The organism is Kitasatospora sp. NPDC098663, from assembly GCF_044760075.1.
GTDB lineage: Bacteria > Actinomycetota > Actinomycetes > Streptomycetales > Streptomycetaceae > Kitasatospora.
Window position 1 is genome coordinate 1 of the sequence record NZ_JBIWAP010000029.1, and the last position, 14,253, is coordinate 14,253.

At 70.6% G+C, this 14,253-nt stretch carries 17 protein-coding genes and 1 tRNA gene; 11 read left to right on the top strand and 7 right to left on the bottom strand.

Annotated elements, in window-relative coordinates; translation table 11 throughout:
* The first annotated feature begins 184 nt into the window (after nt 1-184).
* The 4 genes from ACIQVZ_RS27740 to ACIQVZ_RS27755 all read left to right on the top strand — a co-directional run bounded on the left by ACIQVZ_RS27740 (nt 185) and on the right by ACIQVZ_RS27755 (nt 4,979).
* A complete protein-coding gene (locus tag ACIQVZ_RS27740) occupies nt 185-631 on the top strand; it encodes a MobC family plasmid mobilization relaxosome protein (protein ID WP_402453505.1) in 447 nt (148 codons plus the stop codon).
* 173 nt (nt 632-804) lie between these two features.
* The gene (locus tag ACIQVZ_RS27745; protein ID WP_402453507.1) at nt 805-2,340 is read left to right on the top strand and encodes a relaxase/mobilization nuclease domain-containing protein; all 1,536 of its coding nucleotides are present in this window, start codon (nt 805-807) and stop codon (nt 2,338-2,340) included.
* Between the two features lie 82 nt (nt 2,341-2,422).
* The gene (locus tag ACIQVZ_RS27750) at nt 2,423-3,709 is read left to right on the top strand and encodes an MFS transporter (protein ID WP_402453508.1); all 1,287 of its coding nucleotides are present in this window, start codon (nt 2,423-2,425) and stop codon (nt 3,707-3,709) included.
* 13 nt (nt 3,710-3,722) lie between these two features.
* Nucleotides 3,723-4,979 carry a hypothetical protein gene (locus tag ACIQVZ_RS27755; RefSeq protein ID WP_402453509.1) on the top strand — a complete coding sequence of 419 codons (1,257 nt, stop codon included), beginning with the start codon at nt 3,723-3,725 and terminating at the stop codon, nt 4,977-4,979.
* A 94-nt stretch (nt 4,980-5,073) separates the two neighbouring features.
* Here the strand turns inward: ACIQVZ_RS27755 and ACIQVZ_RS27760 are convergent.
* Nucleotides 5,074-5,150 (bottom strand) — tRNA-Met (locus ACIQVZ_RS27760).
* Nucleotides 5,151-5,466: 316 nt separating this feature from the next.
* On the opposite strand from ACIQVZ_RS27760, the gene ACIQVZ_RS27765 reads away from it, so the two are divergent.
* Both ACIQVZ_RS27765 and ACIQVZ_RS27770 read left to right on the top strand, forming a co-directional pair.
* Nucleotides 5,467-5,838 (top strand): hypothetical protein, encoded by a 372-nt coding sequence (locus ACIQVZ_RS27765; protein ID WP_402453511.1) that lies wholly within the window; start codon nt 5,467-5,469, stop codon nt 5,836-5,838.
* Between the two features lie 155 nt (nt 5,839-5,993).
* Nucleotides 5,994-6,239, top strand: coding sequence for a hypothetical protein (locus tag ACIQVZ_RS27770; RefSeq protein WP_402453513.1), 246 nt, complete (start codon nt 5,994-5,996; stop codon nt 6,237-6,239).
* A 46-nt stretch (nt 6,240-6,285) separates the two neighbouring features.
* Here ACIQVZ_RS27770 and ACIQVZ_RS27775 read toward each other — a convergent pair whose 3' ends face one another.
* Together ACIQVZ_RS27775 and ACIQVZ_RS27780 are read right to left on the bottom strand one after the other, a co-directional pair.
* Nucleotides 6,286-6,567 carry an FAD-dependent monooxygenase gene (locus tag ACIQVZ_RS27775; RefSeq protein ID WP_402453515.1) on the bottom strand — a complete coding sequence of 94 codons (282 nt, stop codon included), beginning with the start codon at nt 6,565-6,567 and terminating at the stop codon, nt 6,286-6,288.
* A 4-nt stretch (nt 6,568-6,571) separates the two neighbouring features.
* Entirely contained in the window at nt 6,572-6,739 is a 168-nt protein-coding gene (locus ACIQVZ_RS27780) for a hypothetical protein (protein WP_402453517.1), read from the bottom strand.
* Between the two features lie 923 nt (nt 6,740-7,662).
* On the opposite strand from ACIQVZ_RS27780, the gene ACIQVZ_RS27785 reads away from it, so the two are divergent.
* Both ACIQVZ_RS27785 and ACIQVZ_RS27790 read left to right on the top strand, forming a co-directional pair.
* A complete protein-coding gene (locus tag ACIQVZ_RS27785; protein ID WP_402453518.1) occupies nt 7,663-7,902 on the top strand; it encodes a DUF397 domain-containing protein in 240 nt (79 codons plus the stop codon).
* A 138-nt stretch (nt 7,903-8,040) separates the two neighbouring features.
* Nucleotides 8,041-9,138, top strand: coding sequence for a helix-turn-helix transcriptional regulator (locus tag ACIQVZ_RS27790; RefSeq protein WP_402453519.1), 1,098 nt, complete (start codon nt 8,041-8,043; stop codon nt 9,136-9,138).
* Here the strand turns inward: ACIQVZ_RS27790 and ACIQVZ_RS27795 are convergent.
* The 4 genes from ACIQVZ_RS27795 to ACIQVZ_RS27810 all read right to left on the bottom strand — a co-directional run bounded on the left by ACIQVZ_RS27795 (nt 9,135) and on the right by ACIQVZ_RS27810 (nt 11,622).
* Nucleotides 9,135-9,953 (bottom strand): SAM-dependent methyltransferase, encoded by an 819-nt coding sequence (locus tag ACIQVZ_RS27795; protein WP_402453521.1) that lies wholly within the window; start codon nt 9,951-9,953, stop codon nt 9,135-9,137. The two genes, ACIQVZ_RS27790 and ACIQVZ_RS27795, sit on opposite strands and share 4 nt — an antisense overlap.
* Nucleotides 9,954-10,150: 197 nt before the next feature.
* Nucleotides 10,151-10,666: a hypothetical protein gene (locus ACIQVZ_RS27800; protein WP_402453523.1), complete on the bottom strand. Its 516-nt coding sequence runs from the start codon at nt 10,664-10,666 to the stop codon at nt 10,151-10,153.
* Nucleotides 10,667-10,769: 103 nt separating this feature from the next.
* Nucleotides 10,770-10,916, bottom strand: a complete 147-nt coding sequence (locus tag ACIQVZ_RS27805) for a hypothetical protein (RefSeq protein ID WP_402453524.1) — start codon at nt 10,914-10,916, stop codon at nt 10,770-10,772.
* Nucleotides 10,917-11,313: 397 nt separating this feature from the next.
* Nucleotides 11,314-11,622: a hypothetical protein gene (locus ACIQVZ_RS27810; protein WP_402453526.1), complete on the bottom strand. Its 309-nt coding sequence runs from the start codon at nt 11,620-11,622 to the stop codon at nt 11,314-11,316.
* Nucleotides 11,623-12,042: 420 nt separating this feature from the next.
* On the opposite strand from ACIQVZ_RS27810, the gene ACIQVZ_RS27815 reads away from it, so the two are divergent.
* The 3 genes from ACIQVZ_RS27815 to ACIQVZ_RS27825 all read left to right on the top strand — a co-directional run bounded on the left by ACIQVZ_RS27815 (nt 12,043) and on the right by ACIQVZ_RS27825 (nt 14,160).
* A complete protein-coding gene (locus ACIQVZ_RS27815) occupies nt 12,043-12,702 on the top strand; it encodes a hypothetical protein (RefSeq protein WP_402453527.1) in 660 nt (219 codons plus the stop codon).
* A 375-nt stretch (nt 12,703-13,077) separates the two neighbouring features.
* Entirely contained in the window at nt 13,078-13,599 is a 522-nt protein-coding gene (locus ACIQVZ_RS27820; RefSeq protein ID WP_402453528.1) for a glycoside hydrolase family 108 protein, read from the top strand.
* A 72-nt stretch (nt 13,600-13,671) separates the two neighbouring features.
* On the top strand, nt 13,672-14,160 hold the full coding sequence (locus ACIQVZ_RS27825) for an IS5 family transposase (protein ID WP_402453529.1): 489 nt from the start codon (nt 13,672-13,674) through the stop codon (nt 14,158-14,160).
* Nucleotides 14,161-14,253: the final 93 nt, after the last annotated feature.

Sequence of the window (14,253 nt, forward strand, 5' to 3'; positions counted from 1 at the left end):
GTCCCCCCGTCCGGCGCACCGCCCTACCCTGGTGTCTTCCCAAACCCACCAACCCCCGGCCGCCCCCGGGGGGGGGGGGGGGGGGCGGGTGGGGGGGGGGGGGGGGGCCCCCCCCCCCCCGACACTCGGCTCGCCGCAGCCAGGGGGCATCGGCGGGCAGGAGAACCGACAGGAACAGCCCGAGATGACCGCCACCGAGTCCGCTGCCGAAGCCGAAGAGCCGAACGCTGAGCGCCGCCCGCGCCGTCGCTTCCACGAACCGCAGCAGCGCCAGCAATTCCTGACGATCCGAGTGAGCAACGACGAGAAAGTCCTGCTCCGCAGCGCCGCCGCCGCCCGCGCCGAGACCGTCGCCCGCTTCGTCGCGAGTGCCGCGCTCGCCGCCGTGAGCCACCCCGACGCCGCGCGCAACGAAGACGATCATTTCGATCGCGCGATCGACGAACTCGCCGCAGCACGACGCCAAGTCGCCCGCGTCGGCAACAACGTCAACCAGATCGCCCGCGAGCTGAACGCCGGCGGACTTCCCCACCCGGCTGACCTGGCCGATGCGCTGGTCCGAATCCGCAGCGCCATCACCACGGTCGACACCACAGCTGCTGGCCTCCTCAAGCGACGGAAGAAGCCCTGAACCCGAACATCACCCGCGGAGAACGGACTTACGGCCTTCTGGCCTACCTCTTCGGTCCCGGGCGTAAGGACGAGCACAGCGACCCCCACCTCGTCGCCAGCTGGGACGGATTCGCACCGGACCCAGGGCGGGACCCGAACGCCTCGATCAAGCAACTGCAGACGGCCTTGGACATGCGGGTCGACCAGCGCGGGCCCCGGCGACGGTTGAAGAAGCCGGTTTGGCACTGCTCGGTCCGCACCGCCCCCGAGGACCGGTGGCTCAGCGACGAGGAGTGGGCAGAGGTGGCGCGCCGGGTCGTCGCGGCCACCGGGATCGCCGAGGACGGCGATCCCGACGGCTGCCGGTGGGTGGCCGTGCGCCACGCCGAGGACCACATCCACATCGCCGCAACCATCGTGCGCGGCGACTTGCGCAAGGCGGACATCGAGTTCGACTTCCGCCGGGCGCAGGCCGAGTGCCGAACGATCGAGCGGGAGTGGGGGCTGCGCCAACTCAACTCAGGTGACGGCACCGCCGCGAAGGAACCGACCAACCGCGAGAAGCACAAGGCCCAGCGCCTCGGCGAGGCGGACACGAGTCGTCAGCGACTGCGCGACGCGGTCCGCCAGGCCCTGGCCGGCGCGAACGACGAGGCCGAGTTCTTCGCCCGGCTGGAGACGGCCGGCGTCTTGATCAACCGCAAGATCGGCCCGTCCGGTGACACCCTCGGCTACAGCGTCGCCGTCATCGGCGAGCGCGATGCCAACGGCGAACCGGTCTGGTTCGGCGGCTACCGGCTCGCCCCTGACCTGACCCTGCCCAAGATCCGCCGTCGCCTCGCGTCGGCCGAGAACCGGCCGGCCGAGCCCCGCTCCGCCGTAGGGGACAGCGGTGGCCGCAGGCGGGCCGGGCGTCGCTCTCCGGCGGCTGAAGCCCGTCTTCGGGCGGCGGACAGCGCGCTGGAGGGCATCGACCTGTTGCGTGCCGAGCCCGAGGCTGCGGCGGGAGTCGTCGAGGCGACCGGGGAAGTACTCGACGCCCTGGCTGCTACCGCCCTGCCCACGCAGAAGGCCGAACTGCTGGCCGCAGCACGTGCGTACGAGCGAGCGTCGCGCTCGTACGTGCGGGCCGCGAACACCGACTCCCGCGCCGTGCGTGCCGCCGCCCGCGCGGTCCTGTCCAGTGGCTACAGCACCAACCGGGGCCCGGACGCCGCCGCCGCGGCCACCGCGCTCTCCGCACTCGTGCTGCTCGTGATCGCGGCCAGCCGCTGGCACGCCGAGCGCGGACACCGCCAGCAGGCCGCAGCCGCCCGAGCGGCGGCCGAGCACCTGCGGGCGGCCTACCGGAAGGCTGCGGGCCAGCCGATGGCCACCCTGCGCGAACGGGGCCGGCAGCTTCCCGCCGCAGTGCGCGACCGCCAGGAGCAGGCCGTGCGCCGCGCTGTACCGGGCGAGGGTGGACGGCAGCTGCTCGCCGAGCCGGAGTTCGACGCCCTCGCCGCCGCCCTCGCCGAGGCAGAGGCAGCCGGGCACGACCCGACGGCCCTGCTGGAGCGCGCCCGGTCCTGGCGGGAGCTGGGCACGGCCGACTCGGTCACCGCCGTTCTCACCTGGCGCGTACGACACATCGCGAAGCTGCCGCACCCGGCCACGGACCAGCCGGCCCGCGCTACCGGCTCGCCGGCCTCGATCGCACCCTCCACCGCCGCCCCGCGGCGCCGCTGACCCGGCCGCCGACGGACGCCACCAGGGCTCCGCCGGCGGCCGTACCAACCCCACCTACCGCACCCCGAGCAGGGAGGCCACCTTGCCCCGCCCAACGGCCGCCGGCCGCACCCGGAACCGAGCCGCCAACGCGGCCGAGCGCGACTGGATGCTGCGCTGCTACACCCTGCGCGCCGGCGAATCGCTCGCCGCCGCCGTGGTGATGTACGCCGCCCCGCTGCTCGTCCTGAACCTCACCCACTCCACCGCGCTGGCCGGCCTGGCCTTCCTGCTGGAATGGCTGCCACGGCTTGCCGCCATCGCCGGCGCCGGACCCACCATCGACCGCTACAGCCCCCGCACCGCCGTCCTGACCACGAGCCTGCTGCGCGGCGTCACCGCCCTCGCCACCATGGTCGGGCTGGCCGCCGGCGCCGGAGTCTGGCTGGTGCTGGTCTTCGGCGTGGTCGCCGGCATGCTCGCCGAGACCGCGTACCTGGCCAACGAGGCCGTGGGAGCAGAAGCAACTCGCCGCGCGGGACACAACGCGTACCGCGTGCAGTCCGTCCTCACCGGCACCGACCGGGCCGCACTCCTGCTCGGCCCACTGATCGGCGGCGCTCTCCTGCTCGCCGGGCCCGCCCTGCTGCTGGCAGCCGTGGCGATCCTGTCCGCGGTCACCGTCACCGTGGCAGCCAGCGTGCGCACCCACCGCCCCCACCTGCACGTCGTCACCGACCCGGTCACCGCCCGCCCGCTGGCCAGCCTCGCCACCGGCATGGGCACCCTGCGTCGAACCCCCGCCCTCGCCTGGCTGGTCGGAGCCCTGGCCAGCGCCAACCTGGCCGGCGGACTGGCGCAGGTCTCCACCGCTGTCACCGTCGCCCGGACACTGCACCACTCCAGCGCCGCCGTCGGCGCGCTCTGGAGTATCGCCGCCGCGTGCTCGCTGGCCGCAGTCGCCGCCACCCGCCGCGCCGTCGACCGCTGGGGCCTGTTCACCGTCGGCAGCATCTCGGCCGCCGCCATGTGCACCGCCACCTTCGCCAGCGCCCTGGCACCCGACCTCCCCCTCTACGCCACGGCCGTCGCGCTGCTGATGGCCGCCCAGAGCGCGGCGACCGTTGTCCTGCGCACCGTCCGCGCTCACCTCATGCCCGAGCGGGCCTTCGCCGCAACCCTCGCCACCACCGTCCTGCTCGTCCTTGCCCCGCTCCCGCTGGCCGGACTGCTCGTCGCGCTGTGGCCCGGCGACCACCAGGGCCTGCTGGTCGCGGTGACCGGACTGATCGTCTCGGCTGGCACCTTGACCTGCTTCCGCGGTCTACGCCGTCACCGCACCGCCTGGCAGACCACCGACGACACCGAACGGCCCCTGAAGGCCGCCTGATCCGGAGGCTCTCATGCCCAGCCGAGACCTGACCAACTACATCGACCACGCCGACCTCACCGCCGAGGACTTCGCCGCCTTCGAGTACCTGCGTGCCTACCTGCCCAACACCCACCCGCGCTGGGAGCTCGTGCTCGGCGTCAATTCCTTCACCAGTGACGGCCAGTGGGCGAGCACTGAAGCCCTGTTCGGGCCAACCGACTCGCCCGCCGGAGCCGGACGGTTCGCGCAGGTGTACTTCGACGAACACGGCAAAGCTCTTCCCGATCGACCGACTGGTCCCGTCAGCTCGCCGCTCGCCGGGCAACTGGCCGGCCACCTGCCCGGCTGGTCGGTCCAGCCCCTACCGCTTCACCCCGGTCGTGATCTCGCCGACCTGCACAACCGGGCATGGTCGTGGTCCTGGTCCGGCTTCACCAGCACCAGCGCTCCGCACACGGCCATCGCCCTCACCGGCCCCGCCGGTGAACACCTGCTCGTAATCCGGCCGGGCGAGGACACCCCACTTCATGTAGGCCCGGCCCGCCCCGACGACGCACACCACTTCTTCGGCAGCGCGTCGCAGCCGCCAGAGGTAGCCACCTTCGCGGGGCGCCTGGACCTGGCGGCGGTGACAGCCGAGATCACCGGCACCCTCGCACCCCGCTGCCAGCAGGCGCTCTGGCGGGCCCGCTCGCACGCCGCGGAGACCGCCGTCGAAGGCCTACGCGCCCTGAGCAACGCCCTGATCGGGGAGACCACCTGGTCGGACACCCGAGACCGCTCGATCCAGGTCTTCGACTCCGAGGACGACCGCAACCGCAGGGCCTGGGACCACGTCGAGGTCCTGCTCGACACAGGGCAGCACCTCCTCGCCGGCATCCGATCCACCACCCACGTCGAGGACCACCTGGACCCGCTTGCAGGACCCGACCTGCGACGCCTCTACGTCGTCGAGAACGCGCTCACCCGGCTCCAGGAGATCCGGGACGGCTGGCGCGAGGCGGTGACCGCCCTCGTGGGACCGCCTGGCACGATCGAGCTCCTGCTAAGCCGTGCCGAGAACCTGCGCAACGAGGAGGCCTGGCCGTTCAGCCAGCGCCTCGCCGACGGCCCGCTGCCCTCGCTGGCCGCCTACGTCGCGCCGAGGATCGGCACGGCTGGCCCCAGCCGGGACCAGCAGATGAACGCCGCCGTGGCCCGCACCACGGCCCTTCCCGCCCAGACCACAGCCGCCGCGCCACCGACGAAGCCAACGGCGCAACCGGGCAGACGCGAACTCACTCGCTGACCATCGGCGCCGCCAGCGTGACCGACTCCGTCGCACGCAACCCTACGAACAAGGCCGGGCCCGGCGCGCAGTGCGCGCCGGGCCCGGCCTTTCGTGGTAGCGGGGACAGGATTTGAACCTGCGACCTCTGGGTTATGAGCCCAGCGAGCTACCGAGCTGCTCCACCCCGCGTCGATGGACAAGACTGTACGCCACCCACTGTCGGGAGGAGAAACGCACGTGGGCCCGGACAGGGTGAGCGTCGAGAACCGCGATGTCGGGTGCGAGACCGACGTAGGCTGCCGACCTCGCACACCGGGCAGCGGGGCCGGACTGGGTCCATCGGGCTGACGCCTCTTCACGAGGTGCTGGCGCTCTCCGGATCGGGCTGCAGCGGGGACCGCGGTGTGGTGACGCAGGTCACCCGGAAATACGGACAAAAAGGGAAGAAATGTTTCCATACTGGGCCTTTCCTCTCATACGTCACGAGAGTTGGGGACTCCAGACCATGTTCGACGACCACGACCTGCCGCGCTACACCCACTTCCGCTACGGCGAGCAGCCGGAGCCGGCCTCGCCGGCGGCGGAGACGTTGGCCGTTCCGCACCCCGGCCCCCTGAGTCCCCGCGGCATGCTCATCGCGTGCGCCCAGTGCCACGCCAGCCGTGACTTCCTCCTGATCCACGTCCGTAGTCGGCCCGGTTCCGACCTGGTCTTCGTGCGGTGCCGGTGCGCGCACGAGTGGCTGGAGCCGGATCTGGAGGCGAGCCAGGTTGCCGAGGCCCAAGGCGCCAACGCCGAGGAGCGTCAGTGGAACTCCTTCGAGGAGATGTATCGGGGCCTGGGATTCGACGGCACGTTCCGCGGCATCTACTTCTAGTAATGAGCGGTATTGCGGTGGATGCAACATAAGCCGCATCTCGCGAAGGGCTCTGACCTGTGGTTTTCCGAGGGGATCAGCGTCGGGCTGATCCCCTCGGGCGGGCTCCACCTTGGGTGCGTAATCAGATGCAACGATGTTGCGTTGGATGCAACATGAGTCGAGCGGTTGATTTTCCGGGTGCCGCCCAGCTGGTGCTGGCTGGTGGCGCCGTGCATCTGGACCCTGAGCCAGCGGTCTTCGAGTCGATGCTGGACGGCTGGGTGCTGCAGCAGAAGGCCCGCTTCCTGGACTGGGAGCAGACGATCAAGCCCCGGTTGAGGCTTATTCGCCGGTTCGCGGAGTTCACCAACGAGGCGGCGGTCACGGTCCGCATGGTCCCACGGGTGACGCTCCGGTAAGAGCGGTTTTGCCCGGAGCGGGAGAGGTTCGCGCCACGTTGGTCATCTACACCAGCAGCGCCACCGCAAGGTCCGCTACCAGTGCGGTGTTGGCGCCGATGCCCAGGGCGGGGCTCATGGCGTGGACCGCGTCGCCCGTGACCGTGACGTTCGACGGGTCCCAGGCGTCGACGGGCACACAGCTGCGGCACTTGAGGGCCTGCACGGTGGCGGTGTCCCACGGCCGGACGGTCTCGACCAGGGCCGGGTGCCAGGCGGCGACGCGCTCCAGCACGTGCGCCTTGAGCTTCTCGGGCCCGGCGGTGAACAGTTCGCCGTCGGGGAGCATCCCGTCAGCGAGGGAGTTGAAGATGCTCAGAGCGTAGTCGGCGGTGGCCTCGCGGCCGGAAGGAGGCGTCCTGCTCGGCTATCAGCGGCGAGGTCGGGTCGGTGCGCTCCAGCGGGCCCAGGGTCAGCCCGGTGAAGTCGGCGGCGTAGGCCAGCGAGACGGTGTTGAACAACTGCGGGGGCAGCTTGGCCTTCGCAGCGTCGGTGAGATGGATCTTCGCGGCGATGTGCCGGGAACCGAGGTCGGCGGCTTCGACTCGGGGCAGGCACTGGGCGCTACGTCGGCACCACGTCGATCAGCGGCACGTGTTCCTGGTGGCGACCGCATAGCGGGCCCCGTGGCGTCCCTGAGCCCGGCGGCAGTAGCTGCCGGGAACGTACGGCCGCCTCGGGCAGCAGCGGTAGGCGGAACCGGTGGCCGGCGCGGCGGTCCTCTGCCGTTTACCCAGCGGGAGAGGCCCGGGGGCGAGCAATCCAGGGGAAGGAGGAGCGCCGCCCGCCCCGGGCGTCCGCACTGGCCCCGTACTGCGCAGTGCCGCGGTTCGCGACAGGCGAAGACGGCCGCCCCAGGGATTCGGCGCCGGCGCGAGTCCCGTGACAGCAGCCCTCCGGAAGAGCGCCACTGGTAGCAAGGGGTCAGGGCCGGCAAGCGGGTGGCGACGCCGAGCACCGTGAAGCACTGCATCACCACGCCGGCGAGGGCGGAGGTCCGTGCAGAACAGTCGGCGCCTGCTGTGGACCGCTGTGGTCGACCGGGAGGCAGAAGGGCGGTTCGTCACCGCAGGCCGTACCGAACGGTCTCCGCTATGTCGGGCGGGCGCGCACCCGTGGGCCCCGGTGCCGGCGCTGGCCTGGCCAGCCCGGTCCGAACACGTGCCGTCCTTCCGGAAAGTTCGCAGCATGCGGGCGAATTTAAAAAGATAATCGCCATTCAAATCCCCCGTTCGGCCGGTGCGGTGTTCGAAAATAAATGGCTAGCATTCATGGCTCATGGGGTGCTGCAATTGCAGCACCCCAGGCCGCCCGAGGGATGTCCGAGACAATCCCGATCACACCCGAAGGCTGCCGGTCAAGTACGTCGAATGCGGGAGGTCACATGCAGGGCTTCACCAATGGAATGTCGGCCGCGCTGATCGAGGATGTCGCCTGGATCAAGGCCCAGGCCAGCTACGGAGACGGCGGCGAGTGCGTCGAACTCGCCGGACTGCCGACCGGCGACGTGGCCATCCGCAACTCCCGCGACCCGGAGGGTGCCACCCTCATCGCCACGCGCGGTGAGATCCGGGCGTTCCTCGACGGCGCCAAGCGGAACGAGTTCGACCACTTGATCGCCTAAAGGAAAATCCAAGGTCAGATAAGTCAGATTAGCTTCATATTCTGACCGGGGTACTTCCGCGTGACGGCACGCGGGCGCGGCATGTGGGAGTATGTAGGCCATTGGTGTCAGGCCACCCGAATCGCCTACGGAGTCCGCGTGTCGTCCATTTCCGAATCCGCCGAATTGCCCGCCGGTGAGCGCCCTGCCGGCAGCGGCACGCCCCAAGGCGAGGATCCACTCCAGCCCGCAGAAGGCTCTGGCGGCCACAGTCTCGCCGCCGTCCTGTCGCTGAACCCTCGTGCCGACATGACGGCGCCGCCGGTGCAGGACACACCCACGGCGGACCGGGTGGTTTTGGGAGAACGCCTGCGCCGGGCCCGCGACCGGCGGGGCCTGTCCCAGGAGCGGGCGGCCGCGCACGGCAAGATCCTGCTGCCGGAATCCAAGTTGTCGTACTCGACGCTGTCGCGCATCGAGTCCGCCAAGACGCCGGTCTCCAAGGAGATCGTCACCGCCCTTTCCGAGGTCTACGGGCTCGACGCCAGGGAACTGCGGGAGCTGCTGGACCTGGTCGAGCGGGGCCGACGACTCGAATGGTTCGAGACCCCGGAGTGGGAGGGCGCGGTCGCCCCGCACTGCAGTACCTACCTGGGGCTGGAGCCGGTCGCCCGGGAGCTGCGCACCTTCCAGACCACGATCATTCCCGGGCTTCTGCAGACGCCGGGCTACGCTCGCGGCATCATCGCCGACCACCACCTGGCCGTCGACGAGGAGCGCGCTAAGCACAGGGTCCGCGCCAGGATGGAGCGGCAGCGGCGCTTCTTCGCTTCGCCGCCCGCGCGGACCGTCCTCGTGATCAATGAGCTCGCGCTGCAGCTGACGATCGGCAGCTCCACCGTCATGGCGGCGCAGGTGCGTCACCTGCTGCACGTGGCGGACATGCCGAACGTGAAGGTGCGCGTCGTGCCGCTCGACCAGACCATCGCGACGCCCGTCAGCGGCCTCACCCACCTGATGTTCCAGCCCGAGGGACCGCCCGAGATGGTCTACATCGAAGGCCTGAGCTCGTCCACCTACCACCCGGCCGACACCGGGGAGCCCAGCGCGCGCAAGAAGGTGCGCAAAGGCAAGAATGCCAGCGCGGACATGGAGTCCTACGTTCAGTTGGGGCTGAAGATCAGCCAGGGCGCGGCCCACCGGCGGCGCAGCATGGACATCCTGGCGCGGGCGTTGAAGCGGTTCGAGGGGCGCTAGTCGGCCGGCCGGGGGCACGGGATGCGGGCGAGGCCCCCGTACTGCTGCCACTGGCTGGAGCGCAGGGCCCGCTGAAGGGCCGAGTCGGGGCGCCAGTCGGCGACGTCAACCAGCCCGGGCTCTTCGAGGGCCAGGCCGTCGAAGTAGGTGTCGACCTCCCAGCGCTCCCGTACCCGGCCCCAGAGTTCGCCGGTCTGCTCGGCCATGATCCTGGTGACGTCGCCGCGGAGCTGCGGGTCGTCGCTGACGACATGGCTGATGGCCACGAAGCTGCCCGGGGGCAGCCGTTCGACGATGCGTCGTACGACGCTGCGTGGCCGGGCGGAGTCCGGCAGGCACTCCAACGAGGCGACGAACAGGACGGCGGTCGGCTCGTCCGGGCGCAGCAGTTCCTTGACAGCCGGGTGCTCGAAGACGCCTTCGGTGTCCGTCATGTCCGCGTTGAGCATGGCGGTTCGGTCGTTCTCGTCCAGAGATTCGCGGCCATAGGCGATCGCGATGGGGTCGTTGTCGACATAGACGACGCGCGACCTCGGGTCGACGGCCTGGACGATCTGGTGGACGTTGAGCGTCATCGGCTGACCTGAGCCGCAGTCGAGGAACTGGCGGATGCCGTACTCGGCGGCCAGAGCTCGCACCGCGCGGTGCAGGAACGAGCGGTTGGCGAGTGCGAGTGCGTCTGCGTCCGGTACCCGCTCGCGCAGGCACTCGGCGGCGGCGCGGTCGGCGTCGAAGTTCAGGCTCCCGCCCGCCAGTACGTCGTAGATGCGTGCCGAGCTGGGCACGGTGACGTCGATCTCACGTTTGGACCCCACAACGCCCCTCGCTCCTGGCAACCATCGCAGGCCGCACGGCTGTTGAGCGCCCATTGTAAAGATCGCATGACTGAAAGCGCCACGGGTCTGACGGTGCGTCACCCAAAGGGGGTGGCGCGCAGCGCGGCGCTGGACAGTCCTGTGCGCCGTCACCCGCCCGCGCACAACGTGTGGCGGGCGGGTGGCGGCGATGTCGCTCAGGTCCTGGGCGCCCTCCCTTCCATGTGGGAGGGCGCCCCGGCGGCGATCAGCCGGTCGGCGCTGCGAAGCCCCGCCCTCACCGCGCCGGGGTCCGTGCCCATCAGGCGGGCCGCGTCGGAGGCCGACAGGCCCAGCCCGTGGTGGAGGAGGGCGGCATCGGCCAGGGGGTCCGGCAGGTGGCGGTGCAGCACGTCGACCGGCCCCTGCCGCGGCGCGGTGGCGTCGGGGCGTGGGCGGTGTGCGGTCACTGCGGCGCGCAGCACGCACCAGGCGTCGCCGGCGGGCGAGGGACCGGCCAGCAGCGCCGCCCAGCGTGCGTGGGTGTGGGCCAGCGCCTCCTCGACGGCGGCCGCGCCGCTCGCGCCGTCCCTCAGCCGGGCCGTGGCGTAGTCGAGGTAGCGGTCGTACACGAGGGCCACGAACGCCAGGAATCCGGCGTCGGGTCCGGTTCGGCGGGCGCGGCGGGCTGAGCCCGGGGCGGTGCCGGGCCCAGGGAGTGATGCCTCTGGCATATTCAGGTCCTGGGATGGCCGTTGAAATCCGGCGTGCGAGCCGGGCGCGGGGGTGTGCGGGGTGCGGGGAACGGCCGCTGGCCGATCCCCGCACCAGCGGACGTCAACGCAGCGTCAGCCGCCACCAGGTGACCGCGTTGTCGCGCGAGAGCGTGCCGAGGGCGAGCACGACGACGTACCGCTCGGCGCCGTCCAGCACGAGAAGGGCCCCCAGCAGGGCCAGCGCGTTGAGGAGTGCGGCCACGGGCACGCGCGCCCCGAACACCTCGATGACCCGCCCACAGGGGTGCTGCGGTCCCACGGGCGGCGGGGTGGGACTGATAACGTTCACCGCCGTGGAGGGCGCCTTCGGGCGCACTCCCGGGCGACGGTCGGGCTTGGGCATACTCAACCTACGTGTGATCGACGTCCAGCCCCGGTCGGCGGGTTACGGCCGCCGGCCAGGGCAGCCCCGCGAGGAATCGGGGAGCCAACACGAAACGCTACTCCCCGTACTGGCCAGTAAACCCATTGTGGCGGGCGCTGCAAAAGCCACCCCGGGAACGTTTCCCCCGACTCCGGACAACCGGGACAACTCCCCCCGCCCGCAGCGGACATGGGCCATCCGGCGGCACCTTCCCGCCACCGTCGGTCAGCGGCCCGCCTCCTCACGCACCAGACGCCACCAACCGTGAGCGAAGGCAGCGCCGAAGAAGATCACAGCCGTCGACCACGGGCATCTCGCGCGTGCAGAACAACGCTGACCGCCCGACGAGGAGAACCTCCTGTGCGCGCGCCATCTCGGCGACAAGGTCGACATCGCCGTCCTGGGCGACAGCCCAGTCACCGCTCTGCACCGCGACGGAGCCGTCCTCCAACGGCGTGACGACCGGCTCGCCCACCTCGTCGAGGCCCAGCCGCAGAGCGTCCTCTACCAGGAGAGGCTCCGGTCCGGCCACGGTTCCGGCGATCGGCACCGCGAACTCCTGCGCGATCCGCGGAACTTCCAGGACACCCAGGTCAACCGCCCCGGGCGGGTACTGGATCGCCTCAGTCGACCCGGAGGCCGGCCAGCACGTCTTCACCACCGCCTGGTCGGCCGACGACCTGACCGACCTGCTACTGGCCACCGACAGCGTCAGCGCGGCCGTCGGCTCCTACGGCCTCCTCACCCGGCCTCAAATTGCCGTGCTGTCCCGGGCACACGGACCGGACACCGTCATCGACACGATCCGCGACTTCGAGGAAGCGGAGACTGACGAACGCTGCACCGTTACCTCGCCGGAGTGCCCCTCTGCTGCCCGTCGCCGCCCGCAGGTTCGGGTCGGAGACGAGCAGCAGAGGGGCCCAGGCGATGGGCGCCCGGCCGAGGCTAGGACATCTTCCTTACGGTGTAGGTGGGACGTGGGCGACGGCATCTCGCCGGGCCGCGAGGGGTGGCGGTGGACGCGCAGGGCAACCTCTACATTGCCGACACGGACAACAGCCGGGTGCGCAGGGTGTCGGCGAGTACCGGGATCATCACCACCGTCGCTGGCACGGGAACAAGAAGTGGGATGTTGGTCGATGGCGTGCCCGCGACCCAAGCGGCCTTGGACTACCCGACGTCACTGGCGGTGGACGCGCAGGGCAACCTCCTATTGACCGATGGGTACCTCGTGTGGAAGGTGACACTTCATGCTCCCGCGCCGACGCCGGTTCCGGTTCCCAGCGCGCCGAAGGCGCGTGCGAACCTCTCGGGAGTGGGGTCCTGCAACCACCAGAAGGCCGCGGCGGGCTCCGCTTTCAAGAAGCGGCTCAAGGTGACCGCCACCGACGCCGCCGACGGCTCCCCCCTCGCGGGCTTGCCCGTCCTGTTCAGCGTCTCCGGCAGCACCGGCTCGCACTTCCCCGGCAACGCCACCAGCGTGGAAGCGGTCACCGACGGCCAGGGCGTCGCCACCGCCCCCGCACTCACCGCGGGCCCCACCCCGGGCCCGGTGACCATCAGCATCGAAGCCCCTCACAACGCCGGCAGCAACCCGGCCCACTACCAAGCCGAAGTCACCTACGCCTGAACCAGGCCGAATGGGCGCCGCATCCCGCCACCCAGACGGATGTGGGGCAGTTCGGGCCAACCGAGCCGGCGGTCGGGCTGATCCCTTTCGCAATGCGCGCCAGGGGAGCGAAGCGTGGGGAATACGACACGTCAGGAATAGGCACCCTCCGCCGGTAGGGCTCTCTTTTGGATCATCGGGCGGACCAAAGGGCGCTCGGCGTCGCCGAACCGCGTCGGACCCGGCCGACGGCCTGCCGAAGGTTCATTCGCGAGAGCTGCAACGCCCCGGGTCACTCGTTCGGGTGGGGGTCGGATGGCGTATACGAAATCCGCCCCAGTGATCACTAGCGTCGGCTGCACCGGAACACGACGCAGAGAACAAGAGGGGTTCATCATGAGCACGTTCGACGATGCCTTCGATCACACGGTAACGCTGGAGGGCGGCGGTCCGACGGGCGCGAGCGCCTACGGCATCACCGAGGCCGTGGCCCGGTCGGCGGGGTACACGGGCGCGATGTCGGAGCTCCCGCTGGATACGGCCAAGAACATCTACCAGGACCGCTACTGGAAGCCGCTTCGCCTGGACGCCATTGCCGAGGTGTCGCCGCCGGTCGCCATGAAGCTGTTCGACACCGGCGTCAACATGGGCATCGGAACGGCGGCGAAGTTCCTGCAGCGCACCCTGAACGCACTGAACCGGCAGCAGGCCGACTACCCGGACATGACCGTGGACGGCGCGATCGGCCCGAAGACCGTCACGGCGTTCGTGACTTTCATGTCCAAGCGGAAGCCGCAGGGCGAAACCGTAGTCCTCAAGGCGATGTCCAGCTTGCAGGGTGCGCGGTATATCGAGATCGCTGAGTCTCGGGAGCAGAACGAGGCATTCGTTTTCGGCTGGCTGGCGAACCGGGTCTGACTGCACCGCCCCATCTGACCTTCTGCCAACTGCGTTCCTGCTCGGGCACCGGCTCGTTGGTGGGCTGTGCCGTTGACAGACGCGCAGTGGGCGCGGATAGAGCCGTTGTTGCCAGCCCGGACGCCCAAGCGGGGCGGGCGGTGGCGGGACCACCGGCAGGTAATCGACGCGATCGCATGGAAGTTCCGCACGGGCTCGCAGGGGGTGCACTTGCCCGCCGAGTACGGCTCGTGGAAGGGCGTCTGCACCCGGCTGCGGAACTGGGCGATCGACGGTACCTGGGCCCGTGTCTTCACCGCCCTGCTCGCCCAGGCCGACGCCGAAGGCGACCTGGACTGGGTCGTCGCAGTCGACTCCACGATCGTGCGCGCCCACCAGAACGCGGCCGGAGCCCGAAGAACAGGGGCTCCGGCCGCCGAACCCGACCACCACTCCATCGGGCGTTCCCGCGGCGGCCTGACAACCAAGATCCACCTCGCCGCCGACAGCCGCTGCCGTCCGCTGTGCTTCTATCTCACCCCAGGCAGGCCAACGACGCACCTGTGTTCGAGCACATCATGACCGCCCTGCGAGTGCCCCGGCTGGCCGGCAGATCGCCGACCCGTCTTCCCGTGGGGTATTGACGCTCCGAACCCGTGAACGGCCGCCCTCCAC

Bases quoted from the DNA above. Each gene is read 5' to 3' on its own strand.
- ACIQVZ_RS27740 (WP_402453505.1), top strand. From the start codon at position 185: ATGACCGCCACCGAGTCCGCTGCCGAAGCCGAAGAGCCGAACGCTGAG.
- ACIQVZ_RS27745 (WP_402453507.1), top strand. From the start codon at position 805: ATGCGGGTCGACCAGCGCGGGCCCCGGCGACGGTTGAAGAAGCCGGTT.
- ACIQVZ_RS27755 (WP_402453509.1), top strand. From the start codon at position 3,723: ATGCCCAGCCGAGACCTGACCAACTACATCGACCACGCCGACCTCACC.
- ACIQVZ_RS27765 (WP_402453511.1), top strand. From the start codon at position 5,467: ATGTTCGACGACCACGACCTGCCGCGCTACACCCACTTCCGCTACGGC.
- ACIQVZ_RS27770 (WP_402453513.1), top strand. From the start codon at position 5,994: ATGAGTCGAGCGGTTGATTTTCCGGGTGCCGCCCAGCTGGTGCTGGCT.
- ACIQVZ_RS27775 (WP_402453515.1), bottom strand. From the start codon at position 6,567: ATGCTCCCCGACGGCGAACTGTTCACCGCCGGGCCCGAGAAGCTCAAG.
- ACIQVZ_RS27785 (WP_402453518.1), top strand. From the start codon at position 7,663: ATGCAGGGCTTCACCAATGGAATGTCGGCCGCGCTGATCGAGGATGTC.
- ACIQVZ_RS27800 (WP_402453523.1), bottom strand. From the start codon at position 10,666: ATGCCAGAGGCATCACTCCCTGGGCCCGGCACCGCCCCGGGCTCAGCC.
- ACIQVZ_RS27820 (WP_402453528.1), top strand. From the start codon at position 13,078: ATGAGCACGTTCGACGATGCCTTCGATCACACGGTAACGCTGGAGGGC.